General features: G+C 59.5%; 17 protein-coding genes and 1 tRNA gene. 14 read left to right on the forward strand and 4 right to left on the reverse strand.

Going from position 1 to position 21,759, the window contains the following annotated elements:
- Positions 1-298: 298 nt before the first annotated feature.
- Positions 299-385 (reverse strand) — tRNA-Leu (locus ABQX22_RS11300).
- Between the two features lie 213 nt (positions 386-598).
- On the opposite strand from ABQX22_RS11300, the gene rnr reads away from it, so the two are divergent.
- The 8 genes from rnr to ABQX22_RS11340 all read left to right on the forward strand — a co-directional run bounded on the left by rnr (position 599) and on the right by ABQX22_RS11340 (position 10,408).
- A complete protein-coding gene (gene rnr, locus ABQX22_RS11305) occupies positions 599-3,232 on the forward strand; it encodes a ribonuclease R (protein WP_349799459.1) in 2,634 nt (877 codons plus the stop codon).
- Positions 3,229-3,987 (forward strand): 23S rRNA (guanosine(2251)-2'-O)-methyltransferase RlmB, encoded by a 759-nt coding sequence (gene rlmB, locus ABQX22_RS11310; protein WP_349799461.1) that lies wholly within the window; start codon positions 3,229-3,231, stop codon positions 3,985-3,987. Before rnr ends, rlmB begins: the two co-directional genes overlap by 4 nt.
- A 283-nt stretch (positions 3,988-4,270) precedes the next feature.
- Complete coding sequence (rpsF, locus tag ABQX22_RS11315) at positions 4,271-4,696, forward strand: 30S ribosomal protein S6 (protein WP_349799463.1); 426 nt, start codon at positions 4,271-4,273, stop codon at positions 4,694-4,696.
- A 28-nt stretch (positions 4,697-4,724) separates the two neighbouring features.
- Positions 4,725-4,955 (forward strand): 30S ribosomal protein S18, encoded by a 231-nt coding sequence (rpsR, locus tag ABQX22_RS11320; protein ID WP_037015707.1) that lies wholly within the window; start codon positions 4,725-4,727, stop codon positions 4,953-4,955.
- 37 nt (positions 4,956-4,992) lie between these two features.
- Complete coding sequence (locus ABQX22_RS11325; protein WP_349799465.1) at positions 4,993-5,889, forward strand: hypothetical protein; 897 nt, start codon at positions 4,993-4,995, stop codon at positions 5,887-5,889.
- A 20-nt stretch (positions 5,890-5,909) separates the two neighbouring features.
- Positions 5,910-6,356, forward strand: a complete 447-nt coding sequence (gene rplI, locus ABQX22_RS11330; RefSeq protein ID WP_331188868.1) for a 50S ribosomal protein L9 — start codon at positions 5,910-5,912, stop codon at positions 6,354-6,356.
- 148 nt (positions 6,357-6,504) lie between these two features.
- Positions 6,505-7,899: a replicative DNA helicase gene (gene dnaB, locus ABQX22_RS11335; RefSeq protein WP_268799322.1), complete on the forward strand. Its 1,395-nt coding sequence runs from the start codon at positions 6,505-6,507 to the stop codon at positions 7,897-7,899.
- 205 nt (positions 7,900-8,104) lie between these two features.
- Positions 8,105-10,408, forward strand: a complete 2,304-nt coding sequence (locus tag ABQX22_RS11340; RefSeq protein WP_349799468.1) for a YgiQ family radical SAM protein — start codon at positions 8,105-8,107, stop codon at positions 10,406-10,408.
- A gap of 53 nt (positions 10,409-10,461) precedes the next feature.
- Here the strand turns inward: ABQX22_RS11340 and ABQX22_RS11345 are convergent, their stop codons facing one another.
- Positions 10,462-10,950 carry an Hcp family type VI secretion system effector gene (locus ABQX22_RS11345; RefSeq protein WP_349799470.1) on the reverse strand — a complete coding sequence of 163 codons (489 nt, stop codon included), beginning with the start codon at positions 10,948-10,950 and terminating at the stop codon, positions 10,462-10,464.
- Positions 10,951-11,129: 179 nt separating this feature from the next.
- Between ABQX22_RS11345 and ABQX22_RS11350 the strand changes: the two genes are divergently transcribed.
- From ABQX22_RS11350 to ABQX22_RS11370, 5 genes are all read left to right on the forward strand, one after another.
- Entirely contained in the window at positions 11,130-12,038 is a 909-nt protein-coding gene (locus ABQX22_RS11350) for a hypothetical protein (RefSeq protein ID WP_349799472.1), read from the forward strand.
- A 6-nt stretch (positions 12,039-12,044) separates the two neighbouring features.
- Positions 12,045-12,560 (forward strand): hypothetical protein, encoded by a 516-nt coding sequence (locus tag ABQX22_RS11355; RefSeq protein WP_349799474.1) that lies wholly within the window; start codon positions 12,045-12,047, stop codon positions 12,558-12,560.
- 171 nt (positions 12,561-12,731) lie between these two features.
- Positions 12,732-16,022 carry a transglutaminase family protein gene (locus ABQX22_RS11360; protein WP_349799476.1) on the forward strand — a complete coding sequence of 1,097 codons (3,291 nt, stop codon included), beginning with the start codon at positions 12,732-12,734 and terminating at the stop codon, positions 16,020-16,022.
- A gap of 139 nt (positions 16,023-16,161) precedes the next feature.
- On the forward strand, positions 16,162-18,657 hold the full coding sequence (locus ABQX22_RS11365) for a circularly permuted type 2 ATP-grasp protein (protein ID WP_349799478.1): 2,496 nt from the start codon (positions 16,162-16,164) through the stop codon (positions 18,655-18,657).
- Complete coding sequence (locus ABQX22_RS11370) at positions 18,657-19,550, forward strand: transglutaminase family protein (protein WP_349799479.1); 894 nt, start codon at positions 18,657-18,659, stop codon at positions 19,548-19,550. Before ABQX22_RS11365 ends, ABQX22_RS11370 begins: the two co-directional genes overlap by 1 nt.
- Before the next feature lie 141 nt (positions 19,551-19,691).
- Here ABQX22_RS11370 and ABQX22_RS11375 read toward each other — a convergent pair whose 3' ends face one another.
- On the reverse strand, positions 19,692-19,886 hold the full coding sequence (locus tag ABQX22_RS11375) for a hypothetical protein (RefSeq protein WP_349799481.1): 195 nt from the start codon (positions 19,884-19,886) through the stop codon (positions 19,692-19,694).
- A gap of 407 nt (positions 19,887-20,293) precedes the next feature.
- On the opposite strand from ABQX22_RS11375, the gene azu reads away from it, so the two are divergent.
- Complete coding sequence (azu, locus tag ABQX22_RS11380) at positions 20,294-20,740, forward strand: azurin (RefSeq protein WP_349799483.1); 447 nt, start codon at positions 20,294-20,296, stop codon at positions 20,738-20,740.
- Positions 20,741-20,871: 131 nt separating this feature from the next.
- On the opposite strand, the gene nadE is transcribed toward azu, so the two are convergent.
- Entirely contained in the window at positions 20,872-21,699 is an 828-nt protein-coding gene (gene nadE / locus ABQX22_RS11385) for an ammonia-dependent NAD(+) synthetase (protein WP_349799485.1), read from the reverse strand.
- Positions 21,700-21,759: the final 60 nt, after the last annotated feature.

Raw genomic sequence — 21,759 nt, forward strand, 5'->3', positions numbered from 1 at the left:
AGAAGACTCGAACTTCCACGACCTTGCGGTCACCAGCACCTGAAGCTGGCGTGTCTACCAATTTCACCATCTGGGCAATGCGCTGATTTAATTAGATTAATAGCGGGAATGCAACACAAATTTTGACGCTGACCCGCGCGCGCCCTGAAAACCAAAGGAGGAGAATCGCGCCGCTGTGGGCGGCACAACATCAAGCGAGGAACCTCAGACTGGGCTACGCTAGCGCCTGCCATATCCGTTTGAGTGTTTTCAAACGGCAGAAAGCACAAAACCGAGCCTAAGCTCGGTTTTGTTGAGTTGGTGCCCAGAAGAAGACTCGAACTTCCACGACCTTGCGGTCACCAGCACCTGAAGCTGGCGTGTCTACCAATTTCACCATCTGGGCAAGTCGTTGTTTTAAAAGAAATAATTCTTTTAATTCAACTACAACGTGGCGCTGCCGTCGTTGTGGGGCGCATCTTACGGAGGAGATTGGGGGCTGTAAAGCCCCGTTGTAAAATATTTTTGAAATGGCGAAAACGCCTAACAAATGGTGTCTTCGCGTTTCAAACCGGTATATGCCAAACTAAATGCATACAGATAAGGTGAACTCATTCTAATGGCCGATTGGCAGTCCCTCGATCCCGAGGCCGCTCGTGAAGCGGAAAAATACGAAAACCCTATTCCCAGCCGCGAGCTGATCCTGCAGCACCTTGCCGACCGCGGTTCGCCGGCAAGTCGCGAGCAGCTGGTCGAAGAATTCGGGCTGACAACTGAAGATCAGTTCGAGGCCTTGCGCCGTCGCCTTCGTGCCATGGAGCGCGATGCGCAGCTGATCTACACCCGTCGCGGGACCTATGCGCCAGTGGACAAGCTCGACTTGATCCTGGGCCGCATCACCGGTCACCGGGACGGCTTCGGTTTCCTGATCCCCGATGACGGCTCCGATGACTTGTTCATGAGCCCCGCGCAGATGCGTCTGGTGTTCGATGGCGACCGTGCGCTGGCACGCGTCTCGGGCCTGGACCGCCGCGGTCGCCGCGAAGGCGTGATCGTTGAAGTGATCTCGCGTGCACACGAAACAATCGTGGGCCGTTACTTCGAAGAAAGCGGCATTGGATTCGTGATCCCGGACAACCCGAAGATCCAGCAGGAAGTACTCGTCACGCCTGGCCGTCACAGCAGCGCGAAGATCGGTCAGTTCGTCGAGGTGAAAATCACCCACTGGCCGACGCCGCGCTTCCAGCCGCAAGGTGACGTGGTTGAGGTCGTGGGCAACTACATGGCGCCCGGTATGGAAATCGATATCGCGCTGCGCACCTATGACATCCCTCACGTCTGGCCTGAAGCGGTGCTCAAGGAAGCCGCCAAGCTCAAGCCCGAAGTCGAAGATAAAGACAAAGAGCTCCGCGTCGACCTGCGGCATCTGCCATTCGTGACCATCGACGGTGAAGACGCCCGCGACTTCGACGACGCCGTGTACTGCGAAGCCAAACCCGGCAAGCTGCGGCTGTTTTCGGGTGGCTGGAAGCTCTACGTCGCGATTGCCGACGTGTCCAGTTACGTGAAGCTGGGTTCTGCGCTGGACGCCGAATCCCAGGTGCGCGGCAACTCGGTGTATTTCCCCGAGCGTGTGATCCCGATGCTGCCCGAGCAATTGTCCAACGGACTGTGCTCGCTGAACCCGCACGTGGACCGCCTGGCCATGGTGTGTGAGATGACCATCTCCAAAACCGGCGAGATGACCGACTACGTGTTCTACGAAGCGGTGATCCATTCTCACGCACGCCTGACCTACAACAAGGTCAGTACGATTCTCGAGCATTCGAAGTCGGCCGAGGCCAAGCAGCTTCGCGGTGAGTACGGCGATGTCGTGCCGGACCTCAAGCAGCTTTATGCGCTGTACAAAGTGCTGCTCGCGGCGCGCCACACGCGCGGCGCCATTGACTTCGAAACGCAGGAAACCCGAATCATCTTCGGTACCGAGCGCAAGATTGCCGAAATCCGCCCGACGACCCGTAACGACGCTCACAAGCTGATCGAAGAGTGCATGCTGGCGGCAAACGTCGCGACGGCAGAATTCCTCAAGAAGCATGAGATTCCTGCGCTGTACCGTGTCCACGATGGCCCGCCACCGGAGCGCCTGGAAAAACTGCGTGCCTTCCTCGGTGAGCTGGGCTTGTCGCTGCACAAAGGCAAGGATGGCCCATCGCCGAAGGACTATCAGGCGCTGCTGGAAACCATCAAGGACCGTCCGGATTTCCACCTGATCCAGACCGTGATGCTGCGCTCCCTGAGCCAGGCGGTGTACAGCTCGGACAATCACGGCCACTTCGGCCTGAATTACGAGGCGTATACGCACTTCACCTCGCCAATCCGTCGCTACCCGGACCTGCTGACGCATCGTGCGATCCGTAGTGTCATCCGGTCCAAGCAGGACACGCCGCACGTTCGCCGTGCCGGTGCGACGGTTATCCCCAAGGCGCGTATCTATCCGTACGACGAAGCCGCGCTGGAGCAGTTGGGTGAGCAGTGCTCGATGAATGAGCGCCGTGCCGACGAAGCCACTCGAGACGTGGTCAATTGGCTCAAATGCGAATTCATGAAGGATCGCGTGGGCGAGTCGTTCCCAGGTGTGATCACTGCGGTGACCGGTTTTGGCTTGTTTGTCGAGCTGACCGACATCTTTGTCGAAGGCCTAGTCCACGTCACTGCGTTGCCGGGTGACTACTACCACTTCGATCCTGTTCATCACCGCTTGGCCGGCGAGAAAACCGGTCGCAGCTTCCGTCTGGGTGACACTGTTGAAGTTCGCGTCATGCGGGTGGATCTTGACGAGCGCAAAATCGACTTCGAAATGTCGGAAAAAACCACGAGTGCGCCAATTGGCCGCAAGCGTCGTAGCGCCGAGCCCACTGCCGCGCCCGCTGACAAAGAGAAAGTTGCCGCGCCCGTTAAAAACGGGCGTCGCAGTGCGCCTGCCAAGGCCAAAGCGCCTGCAGCAGCCGAGGCTTATCGGCCAAGCGATGCGGCGGCCAAGAACGCAGAAGTTCGCAAAAGCCGTGAGCTGAAAAAAGCGCTGCTGGCCGAATCGAAGGGCGGTAGCAAGGCACCGTCGGGAAAGTCGAGTAAGTCTGGCGCCGATTCCTCGGCAGCAGGCAAGCCGAGCAAACACCGAAAGGGTCCGTCAAAATCGGGCTCGGCCCCGGCTGCCAGTGGCGGCGGGGTGCGTAAACCTAAGGCCAAGTCATGAGTCAGCTGGAAAAAATCTACGGCGTGCATGCCGTAGAAGCGTTGTTGCGTCACCACCCGAAACGGGTCAAGCAGGTCTGGCTGGCGGAAGGCCGCAGTGATCCGCGGGTTCAAGTGATTGTCGAATTGGCCACGCAGAGCAAGGTGTCTGTCGGTCAGGCTGAGCGTCGCGAAATGGACGTCTGGGTCGAAGGCGTTCATCAGGGCGTCGTTGCAGAGGTCAGCCCGAGCCAAGTCTGGGGCGAAGCCATGCTGGATGAGTTGCTGGATCGCACCGAGGGAGCGCCACTGATTCTGGTGCTCGATGGCGTGACCGATCCACACAACCTGGGCGCGTGTCTGCGCACTGCAGATGCGGCGGGCGCGTTGGCGGTTGTGGTGCCCAAGGACAAGTCCGCCACCCTGACGCCGACGGTGCGTAAAGTGGCGTGCGGAGCGGCGGAAGTGATTCCTCTGGTGGCCGTGACCAACCTGGCGCGTACCCTTGAAAAGCTCCAGCAGCGTGGTCTTTGGGTGGTCGGCACGGCAGGTGAGGCCGAGGTTGAGTTGTATCAGCAAGACCTGACCGGTCCAACGATTCTGATCATGGGCGCTGAAGGCAAAGGGATGCGACGCCTGACCCGTGAGCACTGTGACTATCTGGTGCGGCTGCCGATGGCCGGCAGTGTCAGCAGTCTCAACGTCTCTGTGGCAACGGGCGTCTGCCTGTTTGAAGCGTTACGCCAGCGCAGCGTGAAGGCTGCCAGCAAGAAGTAGGCTTATCGGAGCGCGCTTGCCCGCGATGAAGAGGGTCGCGGTCTGCCAGGCTGATCGCTTTGCTCCTGTCGCGGGCAAGCGCGCTCCTACATCTTCAGCCTTACAGCCATCTGTTCAAATATTCACCAATTGCCTTGCGCCCCCATTGCCCCTTCTCTACAATTGCGCCCCTTGCTGTGATGGCAGGCGCTCACGTGCCTGTCCCTGTGCAAGACAAACCAGTGTTATTCACTCCTTGTCTGACCGCTTTCTGGCGGCAGGCTACAACCCGTAAGGAGCATTCATGCGTCATTACGAAATCATCTTTCTGGTTCACCCGGACCAGAGCGAGCAAGTCGGCGGCATGGTTGAGCGTTATACCAAGCTGATCGAAGAAGACGGCGGCAAGATCCACCGTCTGGAAGATTGGGGCCGTCGTCAACTGGCCTATGCAATCAACAATGTTCACAAGGCTCACTACGTGATGCTGAACGTTGAATGCACCGGCAAGGCTCTGTCCGAGCTGGAAGACAACTTCCGTTACAACGACGCCGTTATCCGTAACCTTGTCATCCGTCGCGACGAAGCCGTTACCGGCCAGTCCGAAATGCTCAAGGCTGAAGAAAACCGTAGCGAGCGCCGTGAGCGTCGCGACCGTCCTGAGCACTCCGACAGCGCCGATGGCGATGACGGCGACAACAGTGACAACAGCGATAACGCTGACGAGTAATCCACGGACCTTTTGAGGAGCCTATTACATGGCACGTTTCTTCCGTCGTCGTAAATTCTGCCGCTTCACAGCTGAAAACGTGAAGGAGATCGATTACAAAGATCTCAACACTCTGAAAGCTTATGTATCTGAAACCGGCAAGATCGTTCCAAGCCGTATTACCGGTACCAAAGCACGTTATCAGCGTCAGCTGGCTACCGCTATCAAGCGCGCCCGCTTCCTGGCCCTGCTGGCCTACACCGACAGCCACGGCCGCTGAGACCAGGTAGTCGACAAAGCAGTAAGGGATAGATCGCATGCGCGCGTTGGCTGACTTCATCATGCGCGGCCGCATGCAGGCCATCCTTGTGATGGTTGGATGTGCGGCGTTGCCGCTGTTGTTCTGGGTGAGTGCTGCCGCAGGGTGTCTTGTACTCCTGCGACGCGGGTTGAGTGATGCCGTTGGCGTCCTCGCCTGGGCTCTGCTGCCGGCTTTGGTCTGGTGGTATTTCGGTGAACCTCGCACGCTTATGGTGTTGCTCGGTTCGCTGGGTTTGGCGGCGGTTCTGCGCGCCAGTGAGTCCTGGGTCCGTGTGCTGCTGGTCAGCGTAGCGGTGGGATTGTTGTACGCAGTTGTTCTGGGGGCGGTATTCCGCGAACCCATTGAAGCCATGGCGCTGGAGTTGCAAAAACTCCTGCCGCACGTCTTCGGTGAGGTCTACCAACAGATGTCGGTAGATGAGCGGGCGCGTCTTGGGGCACTGATTGCACCGGTCCTGAATGGCCTGATAGCGGCTTTGTTGCAAATCGTCAGCGTGTTGTGCCTGCTTCTTGGGCGTTACTGGCAGGCGTTGCTGTACAACCCAGGTGGTTTTGGCCGCGAGTTTCGCAGCCTTAAGCTCCCGCGGGTACCGATGCTGGTGCTGTTGGTGTGCATGTTGGTGGGGCCGAACTTCGGTCCGCAACTGGCGATGTTGACACCGTTGTGCAGCGTACCGCTGGTATTCGCAGGCCTGGCCCTGGTTCACGGGATGGTCGCTGCAAAGCGATTGACCCGGTTCTGGCTGGTGGGGTTGTACGTCACGCTGTTGCTGTTCATGCAGCTGATCTATCCGTTGCTGGTGGTGTTTGCCATTGTCGACAGCCTGATTGATTTTCGCGGCCGGCTGGCGTCGAAAGACGCCGATGACGGTTCTGCGAACGGTGAAGGTTAAAGTTAAGAGGTTATTACCAAATGGAACTGATCCTGCTGGAAAAAATCGCCAACCTGGGCAACCTGGGCGATAAAGTAAACGTTAAGGCTGGCTACGGTCGTAACTACCTGCTGCCTTTCGGCAAAGCTACCGCTGCGACTGCTGCCAACCTGGCCGCATTCGAAGAGCGTCGCGCTGAGCTTGAAAAAGCCGCTGCTGACAAGAAAGCTTCTGCCGAAACTCGCGCTGCCCAACTGGCTGAGCTGGAAGTGACTATCACTGCCACTGCTGGTGACGAAGGCAAGCTGTTCGGTTCGATCGGTACTCACGATATCGCTGACGCACTGACCGCCTCTGGCGTTGAAGTCGCGAAAAGCGAAGTTCGTCTGCCGAACGGCACCATCCGTAACGTTGGCGAATTCGACGTGGCTGTGCACCTGCACAGCGATGTTGAAGCAACCGTCCGCGTTGTCGTGGTGGCTGCTTAAGCAGCTGGAAGCCCGCACGCTTGTGCGGGCGTCCAAGCGTCTGGCGACTTGTGCGTCAGGCGGTTAACATCGGGCACGATCCTGTTTTCAGGTCGTGCCTTTTGTTTTTCTGCTTCTCCTGATTTCAAATCCCTGATTCTGTGTGGCCATGAACGATATCTCCGCCCCCGAGCAATATGATCTGCAAACCGCTGCCCTGAAGGTGCCGCCGCATTCCATCGAGGCCGAACAGGCCGTGCTCGGTGGTTTGATGCTGGACAACAACGCTTGGGAACGCGTGCTCGATCAAGTGTCGGATGGCGATTTCTATCGGCATGACCACCGCCTGATTTTCCGCGCCATTGCCAAGCTGGCCGACCAGAACAGCCCGATCGACGTCGTGACGCTTGCTGAGCAACTGGACAAGGAAGGCCAGACTTCCCAAGTCGGTGGTCTTGGCTATCTCAGTGAGTTGGCGAGGAACATCCCGTCAGTCGCCAATATCAAGGCCTACGCGCAGATCGTTCGCGAACGGGCGACGCTGCGGCAGTTGATCGGCATCAGCGCTGAGATCGCTGACAGTGCGTTCAATCCTGAAGGTCGTTCCGGCGCCGAGATTCTCGATGAGGCCGAGCGGCAGATCTTTCAGATCGCCGAGGCACGACCCAAAACGGGCGGCCCAGTCAGCGTCAATGACCTGCTGACCAAAGCCATCGATCGCATCGACACGTTGTTCAACACCGATAACGCGATCACAGGCCTGTCCACCGGCTACACCGACCTGGATGGCATGACCAGTGGTTTGCAGCCTTCAGATTTGATCATCGTCGCCGGCCGTCCATCGATGGGTAAAACCACGTTTGCCATGAACCTGGTGGAAAACGCAGTCCTGCGCAGTGACAAGGCCGTCCTGGTTTACTCGCTGGAAATGCCAGGCGAATCGCTGATCATGCGGATGTTGTCTTCGCTGGGTCGCATCGATCAGACCAAAGTCCGTGCGGGGCGGCTGGAAGACGACGACTGGCCGCGGTTGACGTCGGCGGTCAATCTGCTCAATGACCGCAAGCTGTTCATCGACGATACCGCCGGCATCAGCCCCTCGGAAATGCGCGCGCGTACGCGGCGTCTGGTCCGAGAGCACGGTGAAATCGGGTTGATCATGATCGACTACCTGCAGCTGATGCAGATCCCGGGCTCCGGCGGTGATAACCGTACCAATGAAATTTCCGAAATTTCCCGCTCCCTGAAAGCGCTGGCCAAGGAATTCAACTGCCCGGTTGTCGCCTTGTCACAGCTCAACCGCTCGCTTGAGCAACGTCCGAACAAACGGCCCATCAACTCCGACCTCCGGGAATCCGGAGCGATCGAGCAGGATGCTGACGTCATCATGTTTGTTTACCGGGACGAGGTGTACCACCCGGAAACCGAGCACAAGGGCATCGCCGAGATCATCATCGGCAAGCAGCGGAACGGGCCTATCGGTACCGCGCGACTGGCGTTTATCGGTAAGTACACCCGCTTCGAGAACCTGGCGCCGGGTAGCTACAACTTCGACGACGAGTAAGGCAATAGCACGGACTTTGTAAGAGCGCGCTTGCCCGCGATAGCGGTGTTTCCGGCACCGTGGGTGTTAGATTTGCAAGCATCGCGGGCAAGCGCGCTCCTACAGGATGTCTTGAACAACCGACCACCGTAGTCGGACTTGATCAAAATTTGTGCTATATTCCGCGCCCGCGATTTTTCCAACGTGCACACACGTAGGTTCCGACATGCAAGCAGCCAAGCCGTTATTTGACTATCCGAAGTACTGGGCCGAATGTTTCGGGCCAGCGCCGTTCCTGCCGATGAGCCGGGATGAAATGGATCAGCTTGGCTGGGATTCCTGCGACATCATCATCGTCACCGGCGATGCGTACGTGGATCACCCCTCGTTTGGTATGGCAATCATTGGCCGGCTGCTGGAGTCGCAAGGCTTTCGCGTCGGGATCATTGCCCAGCCTAACTGGCAGTCCAAAGACGATTTCATGAAGCTCGGCGAGCCGAACCTGTTTTTCGGCGTCGCGGCCGGCAACATGGACTCCATGATCAACCGCTACACCGCGGACAAGAAGATCCGGTCCGACGACGCCTACACCCCGGGCGGCATGGCCGGCAAACGTCCTGACCGCGCAAGCCTGGTTTACAGCCAGCGCTGCAAGGAAGCCTACAAGCACGTGCCGATTGTCCTGGGTGGCATCGAAGCATCGCTGCGCCGCATCGCCCACTACGACTACTGGCAGGACAAGGTTCGTAACTCGATCCTGATCGACGCGTGCGCCGATATCCTGCTGTACGGCAACGCCGAACGCGCCATTGTCGAAGTGGCCCAGCGCTTGTCCTACGGTCACAAGATCGAAGACATCACCGATGTCCGCGGCACCGCGTTCATTCGCCGCGACACCCCGGCAGGCTGGTACGAAGTCGACTCCACGCGCATTGACCGTCCGGGCAAGGTCGACAAGATCATCAACCCGTATGTCAACACGCAAGACACCGAAGCCTGCGCCATCGAGCAGGACAAAGGCCCGCTCGAAGACCCGAACGAAGCAAAGGTCGTGCAGATCCTGGCGAGCCCGCGCATGACCCGTGACAAGACGGTCATTCGTTTGCCGTCCATGGAGAAGGTGCGTAACGACTCGGTCCTGTACGCCCACGCCAACCGCGTATTGCACCTGGAGACCAACCCGGGCAACGCGCGTGCTTTGGTCCAGAAGCACGGCGAAGTCGACGTCTGGTTCAATCCGCCGCCGATACCCATGACCACCGAAGAAATGGACTACGTGTTCGGCATGCCATACGCACGTGTGCCGCATCCTGCGTACGGCAAGGAAAAAATCCCTGCCTACGACATGATCCGTTTCTCCGTGAACATCATGCGTGGCTGCTTTGGCGGATGTACCTTCTGCTCGATCACCGAACACGAAGGCCGGATCATTCAGAACCGCTCCGAAGAGTCGATCATCCGCGAGATCGAAGAGATCCGAGACAAGGTGCCTGGCTTTACCGGCGTCATTTCCGACCTCGGCGGCCCGACGGCGAACATGTATCGCATCGCGTGCAAGAGTCCGGAGATCGAGTCCGCGTGCCGCAAGCCATCGTGCGTGTTCCCCGGTATCTGCCCGAACCTGAACACCGATCACTCATCGCTGATTCAACTGTACCGCAGCGCTCGCGCCTTGCCGGGTGTGAAGAAGATTCTGATCGCGTCCGGCCTGCGCTATGACCTGGCCGTCGAGTCGCCGGAGTACGTGAAAGAGCTGGTGACGCACCACGTAGGTGGTTACCTGAAGATCGCCCCGGAACACACCGAGGAAGGTCCGCTCAACCAGATGATGAAGCCGGGCATTGGCAGCTATGACAAGTTCAAGCGCATGTTCGAGAAGTACACCAAGGAAGCGGGCAAAGAGCAGTACCTGATTCCTTACTTCATCGCGGCTCACCCAGGCACCACCGACGAAGACATGATGAACCTTGCCCTGTGGCTCAAGGGCAATGGCTTCCGTGCTGACCAGGTGCAGGCGTTCTACCCGTCGCCGATGGCCACTGCCACGGCGATGTACCACTCGGGCAAGAACCCTCTGCGCAAGGTCACGTACAAGAGCGACTCGGTCACCATCGTCAAGAGCGAGGAGCAGCGCCGTCTGCACAAGGCCTTCCTGCGGTATCACGATCCGAAAGGCTGGCCGATGCTGCGTGAAGCCCTGGTACGCATGGGGCGTTCGGACCTGATCGGCTCGGGCAAGAATCAATTGATCCCGTCGCATCAGCCGGAAACCGACAGCTACCAAAGCGCGCGTCGCAAGAACTCGACGCCGTCCGGCAGCCACAAGGTGGGCAAGACCACGTTGATTCAAACCCAGCACACCGGCTTGCCTCCACGCGCCAGCGACGGCAGCAAGCCATGGGACAAGCGCGAAGAGGCCAAAGCGGCCGCCATGGCCCGCAACAAGCAAGCGGCCAAGGAACGTATGGACGCAGCCAAGGGCGGTAAACCCAACGGCAAGCCTCCGCGCAAGCCTGTCTTCCCGCGCTAACAATCAGCTTGTTGCAAAAACAAACGCCAACTTTCGGGTTGGCGTTTTGCGTTTTAGATTTTGATGTTTTCGCGAATATTCCAACCGTACTTGATCGGCCCACCGTCTTTGCCGCCCTCGGCGGTTTGCGGTTGATAACTCACCAGAACAGTGCCGAAGTTGAGTGCGATGCTTTCTTTGGGGATTTCATCGCTGGTGCCAGCGTCCGTACCGTAGGACGCGACCATCACTTCCTTTAACGTGATGATCATGTATTCCACTGGACTGCCTCCCCCGGCCTTTCGCAGCGTGAGCGTGGCTTCCGGGTAATGTTTACCGCTCGAACAGGCCATCATCAAGTTGGGCGAAGACTTGTCCAGCGACTTGGTCAGGCTGAGGTTGTTGATACTTACCTTACCCGTGCCCCCGCCGCCCCCCTGATGCATCGAACCTGATTGCGTCATGCCCCAATGAAGCGTGTGAATGTCAATTTCCTCTTTATGAACACTGTCCTTTGATTCGCCCTTGATGTCGCCCAGTTTCAAAAACATATCGATTGCCATCAGCCATTCCCTTGAGATCCCGACGAATTGTCGTGCGACACCTTTTATCACCAGGCGGTTGCTCGCAAGACACTACGGGCCGAACGGGAGCAGTCCTACGTAATATCAAACCTCTTCCTACAGATCGAGGGGTGCCGACTGCTTATTCTCCCGGCCTCATGATTCCGCGAGGAAAAGGAATGAACTCGGTACTGCTCAGAGATGGATTTTCTACGGCGCGCACTAACGCTCGGCAACGCATAGAAGGCGCGCTTGATTTGAGACGATTGTTTCGAGTTATTGATTCGGATCCCGCCATCGTTGGCGCTGGAGTCGTGTTCATCGACCGTGATTTCAATGTCGTGACACTCAGAGATTTCCAGCCAATCTGTAGCTTTGTCGTCAAGCGAGTAATCCTGCGGGAGGCGCCAAGGCACATGGCGGCGCATGAGTTTGTGCGGGAGTTGGAGACCAATCCTCGAGAGTCCCAAATGGCCATGGAGGTGGTGAATGCGGGGTTATCGTGTGTCGGGGCGTTTATCGCCTGGAACGTCGTGCTTGGCGCAGGCATCGCAACTCCTTTTACTGCGGGTGCTACTTCAGTCATTGCAAGTGTCGCCATGTCGGCTGCTGTTGCTAGTGGCATCCAGTGCCTAAATGCCGGCGCGCGGGTCGTATTAGAGCGTGCTGCCCCTCATGTTAAGGACTCGCTGGAAGGCAACCAGTGGTATGAGGGGGTTATCGCGATCCTGGACGGGTTGACTTTACTGGGGGCTGCATCAACCGCTTTGGTAACCGTGAAATACGTGAGCGCAATCCGAACCTCGACTGGGAAAACTACAACAGAGGTATTGAGGGGACTTACTCGCCAAGAAAGAGCCAAGCTAACTGCCGAACTCCTGGCACTTCGCGATCCTCGGCTCACACCAAAGATCTTGAAACTCAGGCAAGTAACAGGTGAATTACCAAAACGCTATTCACAGAGGCAAGTCAGACAAGCGGTCCTCACTCAAATCGCTGACGTAATTGGTGCAGGATTAGCTGTTTACAGCAGTTCGAACTCAGGAAACTTGAAAACGATCGCGATTGGCTTTTATCAAGAGGGCTGAGTTTCGATGGACATGATCGCTTATTACCAATTTCGACTCCGCTTCTTCACCGTTTTCATGGGTGTTATTTTTTCTGCAATTGCCTCGTTTGCGATATCCGTAGGCCTGGGCCTGATCACTTTTTTTCGCGATATTCCGTTGGATAAAAGTTTTCAATACGCCGCTTGGATTGGGCTGGTGTTTTCTGTTCTTCTAGCTTTTTTCAACTTCATGATCGTCAAAGGGCGACCTCGCTGGTTGTGGGGAATTGTTGTTATTTTGGTTTCATGTTTGTTCTTCAATTTAGCAACCATCGAGTACCGACCTGACAGACTGACTTATATGGTGGGGGTGCTCTGCCCTCTACTTGGTCTGTACCTACTGAACACAAACCGTCATCGCGACATGCGAAAAATACTGGTCAGGGAGCGGCAGCAGCGGGTGGCAATCAAAGACGCCCTCAACGCTCAGTGCTTACTTGAAAAGAAACGCGCATCCTTGCGCGCCCGACGTCAGCTGATGCAGCTACTCAAGCGCAAATAACCCCACCCGCCCCCTTTCCGTGCGACCCTTGCACCGTCAGTCTTCGCTGGCGCGTTTTTGGTGCTGTGCTTAGCTGAGCGGACAGCATCTACGCCGGAGCCGCATGCCTTTGCCCGGATGGCATAAGTCTTGCGCGGCTCCGCTACCGTCCAGGCTCGCAGGAGGCACGCCGTGTCGATTCATATTGCCTTGCACCACGTCACGCATTACCGCTATGAACGCGCGGTGGAACTGGGTCCGCAAATCGTACGCTTGCGCCCGGCGGCGCACAGCCGCACGCGTGTGCTGTCGTATTCGCTGAAAGTCCTGCCTGAAAACCATTTCATCAATTGGCAGCAGGACCCGCAGGGTAATTACCTGGCGCGGTTGGTTTTCCCGGAGAAGACCACCGAGTTCCGGGTCGAGGTGGACCTGGTCGCCGAGATGGCGGTCTTCAACCCGTTCGACTTTTTCCTCGAGCCGTACGCCGACAAGATTCCGTTCACCTACGCCAGTGAAGAGCAGCGCGAGCTGGCTCCGTATCTGGAGAAGCTGCCGCTGACGCCGAAGTTTCAGGCGTACCTCAACAGCATTGACCGCACGCCTATCCCCGCCATCGACTTTCTGGTGGGCCTCAACCAGCGCCTCGCGGCGGACATCGGTTACCTGATCCGCATGGAGCCGGGCATTCAGACGCCCGAGTTCACGCTGGAAAACGCTTCCGGCTCTTGCCGTGATTCGGCCTGGCTGCTGGTGCAATTGCTACGGCACCTGGGGATGGCCGCGCGTTTTGTGTCGGGTTATCTGGTGCAGCTCAAGGCTGACGTCCAGGCCCTCGATGGTCCATCCGGCACCGATGTCGACTTCACCGACCTGCACGCCTGGTGCGAAGTGTATTTGCCGGGCGCTGGCTGGGTCGGTCTGGACGCGACCTCGGGCCTGTTCGCCGGCGAAGGGCATATCCCGCTGGCCTGCAGCCCTGATCCGTCGTCTGCCGCACCGATCAGCGGTCTGGTCGAGCCGTGCGAAACTCAATTCGGCCACGAGATGTCGGTGGAGCGAATCTGGGAAGCGCCGCGCGTGACCAAGCCGTACACCGAAGATCAGTGGCTGGAGATTCAGGCGCTCGGCCGACAGATCGACAGCGATCTGGTCCGCGATGACGTGCGCCTGACCATGGGCGGCGAGCCGACGTTCGTGTCCATCGATGACCGTGATGGCGATGAATGGAACACCGCCGCGCTGGGCCCGAAAAAACGCATTCTGTCCGCGGAACTGTTCCAGCGCATGCGCAAGCATTACGCGCCGCAGGGGCTGGTGCATTTCGGACAGGGCAAGTGGTACCCGGGAGAGCAGTTGCCGCGTTGGTCATTGAACTGTTTCTTCCGCCGCGATGGGCAGCCGGTCTGGCGCAACACTGCACTGATCGCTGACGAGCAAGTGGACTACGGCACCGACAGCGAGATGGCGGGGCGCTTTTTGCGCAGTGTCGCCGAGCGGCTGAAGCTGCCTTCGCGTTACGTGTTCCCGGCCTTCGAAGACAATTTCTATTACCTGTGGCGCGAAGGCGCGCTGCCGACAAACGTCAGTGCGCAGGACTCGCGTCTGGAAGACGAGCTGGAGCGTAAGCGTCTGCGCAAAGTGTTTTCCCAGGGGCTGGATAAGGTCATCGGTTACGTCATGCCGCTGGCGCGCGATGCCGCTGATGAGCATTGGCAAAGCGGTCGCTGGTACCTGCGCGACGAGCACTGCCGTCTGGTGCCAGGTGATTCGCCGCTGGGCTACCGTTTGCCGCTGGCCTCGCAGCCGTGGGTCAAGGCGGCGGAATATCCCTACATCCACCCGACCGACCACAACCAGGATTTCCCCGATCTACCCAATCGCGATGCGCTTAACGCGCAGGTCGGCGCGTTGACCGAGCAGTCTGACGTCAATGCCGAACGGATGCCGGCCACGGACGAATCTGCCGATTGGCTGACCCGCACAGCCCTTGGCGCGGAAGTGCGCGACGGGCGGCTGTATCTGTTCATGCCGCCGCTGGAGGGGCTTGAAGCGTATCTGGAGCTGGTGGCTGCCATCGAATCTACCGCGGAAGAGTTACGCTGCCCTGTGTTGCTGGAAGGTTACGAGCCGCCCCATGATCCGCGCATCTCCAATTTCCGCATCACGCCCGATCCTGGCGTGATCGAAGTCAACGTGCAGCCGTCCGCGACCTGGGACGAGTTGGTCGAGCGCACTGAGTTTCTGTACGAAGAGGCCCGGCTGACGCGGCTGACCACTGAAAAATTCATGATCGACGGACGCCACACCGGCACCGGCGGCGGCAACCATTTCGTGCTGGGCGGCGCGACACCGGGCGACTCGCCCTTCCTGCGCAGGCCCGATCTGCTGCGCAGCCTGCTCAGTTACTGGCATAACCATCCTTCGCTGTCGTACCTGTTTTCCGGCCTGTTCATCGGGCCGACCTCGCAGGCGCCACGGGTGGATGAGGCGCGCAACGACTCGCTGTACGAGCTGGAAATCGCCTTCTCGCAGATGCCCAAACCGGGTGAAGAGTGTGCGCCATGGCTGGTTGACCGACTGCTGCGCAACCTGCTGATCGACGTGACCGGCAACACCCACCGCGCCGAGTTCTGCATCGACAAACTGTATTCGCCTGATGGCGCGACGGGTCGCCTTGGCCTGCTGGAGCTGCGTGCGTTCGAGATGCCGCCTCATGCGCGCATGAGTCTGGCCCAGCAGTTATTGCTGCGGGCGCTGGTGGCCAAGTTCTGGCGTGAACCCTACGCGCCGGCCAAGCTGGCACGCTGGGGCACCGAGCTGCACGACCGCTTTATGCTTCCGCACTTTATCGACCAGGACTTTGCCGACGTTATCCTCGACCTCAACAGCGCCGGTTACCCGGTGCGTGCCGAGTGGTTTGCGGCGCATCTGGAGTTCCGCTTCCCGAAAGTCGGTGATTACGCCGTCAGTGGCATCGAGCTGGAACTGCGCCAGGCCCTTGAGCCGTGGCACGTTCTGGGCGAGGAGGGCGCTGCCGGCGGGGCCGTGCGTTACGTGGATTCATCGCTGGAACGCCTGCAGTTGAAGGTCAACGGTCTGCCGCCGCAACGCTATCAGCTGACCTGCAACGGCATTCCCGTGCCCCTTCAGCCCACCGGTCGCGTCGGGGAGTTCGTGGCGGGCGTGCGCTATCGCGCCTGGCAGCCGGCCAATTGCCTGCAACCGACCATTCCGGTGCACGCGCCGCTGGTTTTCGACATCGTCGATACCTGGATGCATCGCTCGCTGGGTGGCTGCGAGTATCATGTCGCGCATCCGGGTGGCCGCAACTACGAAACCCTGCCCGTGAACGCTAACGAAGCCGAAAGCCGGCGCCTGTCGCGGTTCTTCCGCGTCGGGCACACCCCCGGCAAGCTGGCGATTGAGCCGCTGGTCATCAACGATGAGTTGCCCATGACGCTGGACATGCGTCTGCATTGAAATACGGCGCAGGCTGCCGTCTGAAGCTGTTCTGCTTCAGACGGCGTGATCCTATGGATGCCGCAAGGAAGCGCTTCAAATCGGTCTGTCATTTGCCTGCGCTAATCTGAAGTCTAATGAGTTGTGTGCCGAGCCTTCCATGCCTGACCTGCTTGACCGTTATCCGCTTTCAGCGGGTACTTACCACGAGATGCTCGACGCTAGCGGCGCAGTTCGCCCGCATTGGGAGCGGCTGTACGAGCACCTGCAACGCAGCACGCCCGCACAATTGATCCAGCGTCAGGCGCTGCTCACGCGGCAGATCCAGGAAAACGGCGTCACCTACAACGTCTACGCCGACCCCAAGGGCGCAGATCGCCCGTGGGAACTGGATTTATTGCCCCATCTCATTCCCGCGCAGGAATGGCAGCACTTGTCGGCGGGCATCGCCCAGCGCGCGCGCCTGCTCAACGCCGTCCTGGCTGATCTTTATGGCCCGCAGACGCTGATCGCCGAAGGTCTGCTGCCGGCGGAGCTGGTGTTCGGGCACAACAATTTTCTGTGGCCGTGCCAGGGCGTGAGGCCGCCCGAAGGCATTTTCCTGCACATGTATGCCGTGGATCTGGCCCGCACGCCGGACGGTCGCTGGTGGGTCACCGCTGACCGCACGCAGGCGCCGTCGGGGGCCGGCTATGCGCTGGAAAACCGCTTGATTGTGTCCCGGGCGTTTCCCGAGCTGTACCGCGATCTGGAAGTGCAGCATTTGTCGGGCTTCTTCCGCTCGCTGCAGGAGACCCTGATTCGTCAGGCGCCCAGCAGCAACGAAGCGCCGCTGGTGGTGTTGCTTACGCCGGGGCGTTTCAACGAGAGCTATTTCGAGCATTTATACCTGGCCGGGCAGTTGGGCTATCCGCTCGTTGAGGGCGGGGACCTGACCGTTCGAGACGCCACGGTGTATCTGAAGACCTTGAGCGGCCTGCGTCGTGTCCACGCAATCATGCGTCGGCTCGATGATGACTTCTGCGACCCGCTGGAGCTGCGCACTGACTCGGCACTCGGCGTGCCGGGCTTGCTGGAAGCCGTGCGTCAGGGCCGCGTGTTGGTGGCCAATGCCCTGGGCAGCGGCGTGCTTGAATCCCCCGGCCTGCTCGGCTTTCTGCCGAAGATCAACGAATTTCTGTTTGGCGAAGCACTGATCCTGCCGTCCGTGGCGACCTGGTGGTGCGGCGAGCCGCCGGTGCTGGCCCAGGCGCTGGAAAAACTGCCCGAGCTGCTGATCAAACCGGCGTTTCCGTCCCAGAGCTTCGCGCCGGTGTTTGGCCGCGACCTCAGCGAGGCGCAGCGTCAGGCGCTGGCCCTGCGCATGCAGGCCCGGCCCTACGCCTATGTGGCGCAAGAGCTGGCGCAACTGTCCCAGGCGCCTATCTGGCAGTCTGACGACGGCCAACTGCAACCGCGCGCCATCGGCATGCGGGTCTACGCAGTAGCGGGCGCCGAGGGTTATCGCGTGCTGCCGGGCGGCCTCACCCGCGTGGCCGCCGAGGCCGATGCCGACGTGGTTTCCATGCAGCGCGGCGGTGCCAGCAAAGACACCTGGATTCTGGGCGAGCGGACCCAGGGCAGCGAACCCTGGAAGGGACAACGCGCGCTGGGCGTACACGATCTGATTCGCCGCGACCCGTACCTGCCGTCCCGTGTGGTGGAGAACCTGTTCTGGTTCGGCCGATACTGCGAACGCTGTGACGATGCCGCGCGTCTGCTGCGCATCATGCTGTCGCGTTATGTGGACGGCGACGACCCGCTGGCGCTTCAGGCAGCGGTACAGCTGGGCGAACGCCTGCGCCTGTTACCCGATGACGAAGAGGGCGAAGCGCTGAGCGAGCGACTGTTGCAGGCCCTGCTCGGCGATGACTGGCCGTCGAGCCTGCGCGCCAATCTGCAGCGCTTGCAGTGGGCGGCGTCGCAGGTGCGGGGCAAGCTGTCCCGGGAAAACTGGCAGGCCCTGGTGGAGTTGCAACGCGAAGCCCTGGCGCTTGAGACCGAAGAGCCGGATTTCGGCGAGCTGCTGGATTTTCTCAACCGGCTGGTCATGTCGTTGGCGGCGCTGTCGGGCTTCGCGCTGGATGACATGACCCGCGATGAAGGCTGGCGCTTTCTGATGATTGGTCGCCGCATCGAGCGCCTGCAGTTTCTCAGCACGAGCCTCGCGGCGTTCCTGCGCAGCGACGCGGTGGACGATCAGGCCGGACTGGACTGGCTGCTGGAGCTGGGCAACAGCAGCATCACCTATCGCTCACGCTACCTGGCCCTGCCACAATTGATTCCAGTGCTCGACCTGTTGCTGCTGGATGAGCAAAACCCCCACGCGGTCTTGTTCCAGCTCAAGCTGGTCTCGCGCTCGTTGAATCGTTTGAATGAAGATTTCGGCGCGCCACGGGACGCCAGCCTTTCCACGCTGATCCGGCGGCTGTCCGCGTTCGATCTCGGAACGCTGGAAAACCCGCTGTTTGGCCAAAACAGTGTGAAAGCGGTCCTCGATGGCCTGGCGGACCTGCTGCAAAAAATCGGAGAGACCAGCTCGATGGTGTCCGACCGTCTGGCGTTGCGCCACTTTGCCCACGTCGACGACGTCAGCCAGCGCACGGTGTCTGTCTGATGAGCGCTCATTACCAGATCCTTCACGACACCCACTACCACTACGACAGCCCGGTGTCGCTGGCGCAGCAGTTGGCGCATTTGTGGCCACGGGAGAACCCGTGGCAGGTGTGTACCGAGCGGCAGCTGTTAATCAATCCGACGCCCACCAGTCGTCGCGACGAGCTGGATGTGTTCGGCAACCCGCTGACCCGGCTGGCGTTCGAGCGTCCGCACGATGAGTTGCAGGTCAATGCACGGCTGAGGGTAGAGGTGCTGGAGCGCCCGGTTCTGGACTTCGATCAATCAGCCGGCTGGAACGACACCCAGCGCGCGCTGACGTACAGCGCCGCCCGTGTGTCGGCGGGCATTCTGGAAGCCTGTCGTTACCGCTTCGAGTCGCCCTACGTACACCTCAAGCAGTCGTTCATCGATTTCTCGGCCCCGTGCTTTCCGCCGGGGCGGCCGCTGCTGCTGTGCGCCCAGGCGCTGATGGAAAAGATCTTCCGCGAATTCACCTTCGACGATGAAGCCACTCATGTGGCGACGCCGCTGGTGGAAGTGCTCGAGACCCGACGGGGCGTGTGTCAGGACTTTGCGCATCTGATGCTCGCGTGCCTACGCTCCCGTGGTTTGGCGGCGCGCTACATCAGCGGCTACCTGTTGACGCAGCCACCGCCTGGCCAGCCGAGGCTGATCGGCGCTGACGCGTCCCATGCGTGGGTGTCGGTGTTTTGTCCGGTATTGGGCTGGGTCGATTTTGATCCGACCAATAATGTTCAGCCGGCGCTGGAGCACATCAGTCTGGCGTGGGGACGGGATTTTTCGGACGTGTCGCCGCTGCGGGGGGTGATTCTGGGCGGGGGGAATCATGATCCGGAAGTGCAGGTGACGGTGATGCCGATGGCGGGGTAGCGCGTGATCCCTGTAGGAGCGCGCTTGCCCGCGAATACGGTGTGTCAGTCGCCATGGAGAGTGGCTGTGCTGACGTCATCGCGGGCAAGCGCGCTCCTACAGTGCGATGCGGCCGATCTTGCATTCGACCCATGAGCGGAATCAGGTAGGCGGTGTTTCTTTGTCGTCTTGCGTGGTTTCGACCTGCTCTACAGCAGTCTCGCCTTCGGCAGTCTCACCATCAACAGCCGCTTCGTCCTGCGCTGCCTGCTGTTTACGCTGCAGCTTCTCTTCTTTCTTCTGCTCTTTGGCCAAATCTCTCTGACGTTTCGCGAAGGAATAGTTGGGTTTGGCCATGGGCAATCCTCTGGGCAGTGGTGAAGTGTGCTCATTCTGCCTGAGAAAGGCGCACGGCACACTTAAACGCTGGCGAACGACACACGCTAGGTGCACTGAAGCGTGTCAGACACCGCGCGCCAGAGGCCTGTATTCGCTATACGACTGAGGCTCGCTGGCGTAACTTCCGCTGGCGCCACTGGCGTACGCTGCAAGCAAACTGCGAAAAAGACTACCGAGTTCCATGGCCATTACTCACAAGTGATGATGCGGGAAGGGTAGTACGGGCGGCCGTTCCGGGCTGCTTGATTGTCTCGATGAGCCCGATAGACGGTCCCAGATGCGCTGCATTCAGGCGTTGGAAATTGTTCCGGATTGAGGCACTCTTTGTATACAAAAACTCAAACCACCCTAATTGGAGATTCAGGATGATTCGCAAACTGGTAGTAGTTTCCCTGCTCACATTGGCCAGCAGCCACGTACTGGCGGCAGAGTGCTCGGTCGACGTCGACTCGACCGACCAGATGATGTTCAACACCAAAGCCATCGAAATCGACAAAACCTGCAAGACCTTCACGGTCAACCTGGGACATTCGGGCAGCTTGCCGAAAAACGTCATGGGCCATAACTGGGTGCTGAGCAAGACCGCAGATGCCCAGCCGATTGCGACCGACGGCCTGAGCGCAGGGATCGACAAGCAGTATCTGAAAGAGGGCGACGCGCGGGTTATCGCCTACACCAAAATCATTGGCGCGGGCGAGAAGGATTCCGTGACCTTCGACGTGTCCAAGCTCGAAGCAGGGCAGGATTACACGTTCTTCTGCTCTTTCCCCGGCCACATCGCAATGATGAAAGGCGCTGTGACGCTGAAGTAACGTGCGGGTTTAACACCTTAAACCTGTAGGAGCGGACTTGTCCGCGAAGAGGCGGGTGCATCCGACACAGATGCAGCACCTGAAATACCGTCTTCGCGGACAAGTCCGCTCCTACAGTTAATGCGCAACCATCAAGGCGCGTACGGCAGGTCCCGCTTGTGCTGGGTCTTGCGGTACGTGTTGACGATGATGTCGAAGGCCTCCTGCCGCACCGGCTCGCCATGCAGAAACGCATCGATCTCGGCGTAGGTCACGCCGTGTGACGCCTCGTCCGGTTTGCCGGGAATCAGGTCTTCCAGGTCGGCCGTTGGAATTTTCTCCACCAGATTCTCTGGCGCACCGAAACTGCGGGCGATGGCGCGGACCTGGTTTTTCACCAGGCCACTCAGCGGCGCCAGGTCGCAGGCGCCGTCACCGAACTTGGTGAAGAAACCCATCACCGCTTCGGCCGCATGATCGGTCCCGATCACCAAGCCGCCGCGTACACCGGCGATGGTGTACTGCGCCACCATCCGCGTGCGCGCTTTGATGTTGCCTTTGACGAAGTCCACGGCCGAATCGGACTGCCCTTCAAACGCCTTCACCTGCTCGACCAGCGCCTTGACCGACGGCGCGATGTCGACGGTATGGCGTTCATCCGGGCTAATGAAGTCGACCGACGCGGTGGCCTCATGTTCATCGTGCTGGATGTGATACGGCAGGCGCACGGCAATGAACTGGTAGCCACTGTCGCCGGTGCTTTGGCGCAGTTCCTTCACCGCGCGTTGGGCCAGCAGCCCGGCGGTCAGCGAATCAACGCCGCCGCTGATGCCCAGCACCAGCACCTTCAAGCGCGAGGCTTGCAGGCGCTCCTTGATGAATTCAATACGACGGGTGACCTCGGCCTCAAGCTCGCCCGGGTGGGCGAAGGGTGCTTGGACCTTGAGCTCTCTTGCGATCTCGAGCTGTACGGCTTGCATGATTTACTCCTTATGCAGAAGAAGAAAAGTAGGCATATCAAGAGCGGATGCGGGGTGCTC

Origin of the sequence: Xanthomonas sp. WHRI 1810A (assembly GCF_040202885.1) — a bacterium.
Lineage (GTDB): Bacteria > Pseudomonadota > Gammaproteobacteria > Pseudomonadales > Pseudomonadaceae > Aquipseudomonas.

What these genes read in the sequence shown, in the direction of transcription:
- rnr (WP_349799459.1), top strand. Translation starts at nt 599, where the DNA reads ATGGCCGATTGGCAGTCCCTCGATCCCGAGGCCGCTCGTGAAGCGGAA.
- rlmB (WP_349799461.1), top strand. Translation starts at nt 3,229, where the DNA reads ATGAGTCAGCTGGAAAAAATCTACGGCGTGCATGCCGTAGAAGCGTTG.
- rpsF (WP_349799463.1), top strand. Translation starts at nt 4,271, where the DNA reads ATGCGTCATTACGAAATCATCTTTCTGGTTCACCCGGACCAGAGCGAG.
- rpsR (WP_037015707.1), top strand. Translation starts at nt 4,725, where the DNA reads ATGGCACGTTTCTTCCGTCGTCGTAAATTCTGCCGCTTCACAGCTGAA.
- ABQX22_RS11325 (WP_349799465.1), top strand. Translation starts at nt 4,993, where the DNA reads ATGCGCGCGTTGGCTGACTTCATCATGCGCGGCCGCATGCAGGCCATC.
- rplI (WP_331188868.1), top strand. Translation starts at nt 5,910, where the DNA reads ATGGAACTGATCCTGCTGGAAAAAATCGCCAACCTGGGCAACCTGGGC.
- dnaB (WP_268799322.1), top strand. Translation starts at nt 6,505, where the DNA reads ATGAACGATATCTCCGCCCCCGAGCAATATGATCTGCAAACCGCTGCC.
- ABQX22_RS11340 (WP_349799468.1), top strand. Translation starts at nt 8,105, where the DNA reads ATGCAAGCAGCCAAGCCGTTATTTGACTATCCGAAGTACTGGGCCGAA.
- ABQX22_RS11345 (WP_349799470.1), bottom strand. Translation starts at nt 10,950, where the DNA reads ATGGCAATCGATATGTTTTTGAAACTGGGCGACATCAAGGGCGAATCA.
- ABQX22_RS11350 (WP_349799472.1), top strand. Translation starts at nt 11,130, where the DNA reads ATGAACTCGGTACTGCTCAGAGATGGATTTTCTACGGCGCGCACTAAC.
- ABQX22_RS11355 (WP_349799474.1), top strand. Translation starts at nt 12,045, where the DNA reads ATGGACATGATCGCTTATTACCAATTTCGACTCCGCTTCTTCACCGTT.
- ABQX22_RS11365 (WP_349799478.1), top strand. Translation starts at nt 16,162, where the DNA reads ATGCCTGACCTGCTTGACCGTTATCCGCTTTCAGCGGGTACTTACCAC.
- ABQX22_RS11370 (WP_349799479.1), top strand. Translation starts at nt 18,657, where the DNA reads ATGAGCGCTCATTACCAGATCCTTCACGACACCCACTACCACTACGAC.
- ABQX22_RS11375 (WP_349799481.1), bottom strand. Translation starts at nt 19,886, where the DNA reads ATGGCCAAACCCAACTATTCCTTCGCGAAACGTCAGAGAGATTTGGCC.
- azu (WP_349799483.1), top strand. Translation starts at nt 20,294, where the DNA reads ATGATTCGCAAACTGGTAGTAGTTTCCCTGCTCACATTGGCCAGCAGC.
- nadE (WP_349799485.1), bottom strand. Translation starts at nt 21,699, where the DNA reads ATGCAAGCCGTACAGCTCGAGATCGCAAGAGAGCTCAAGGTCCAAGCA.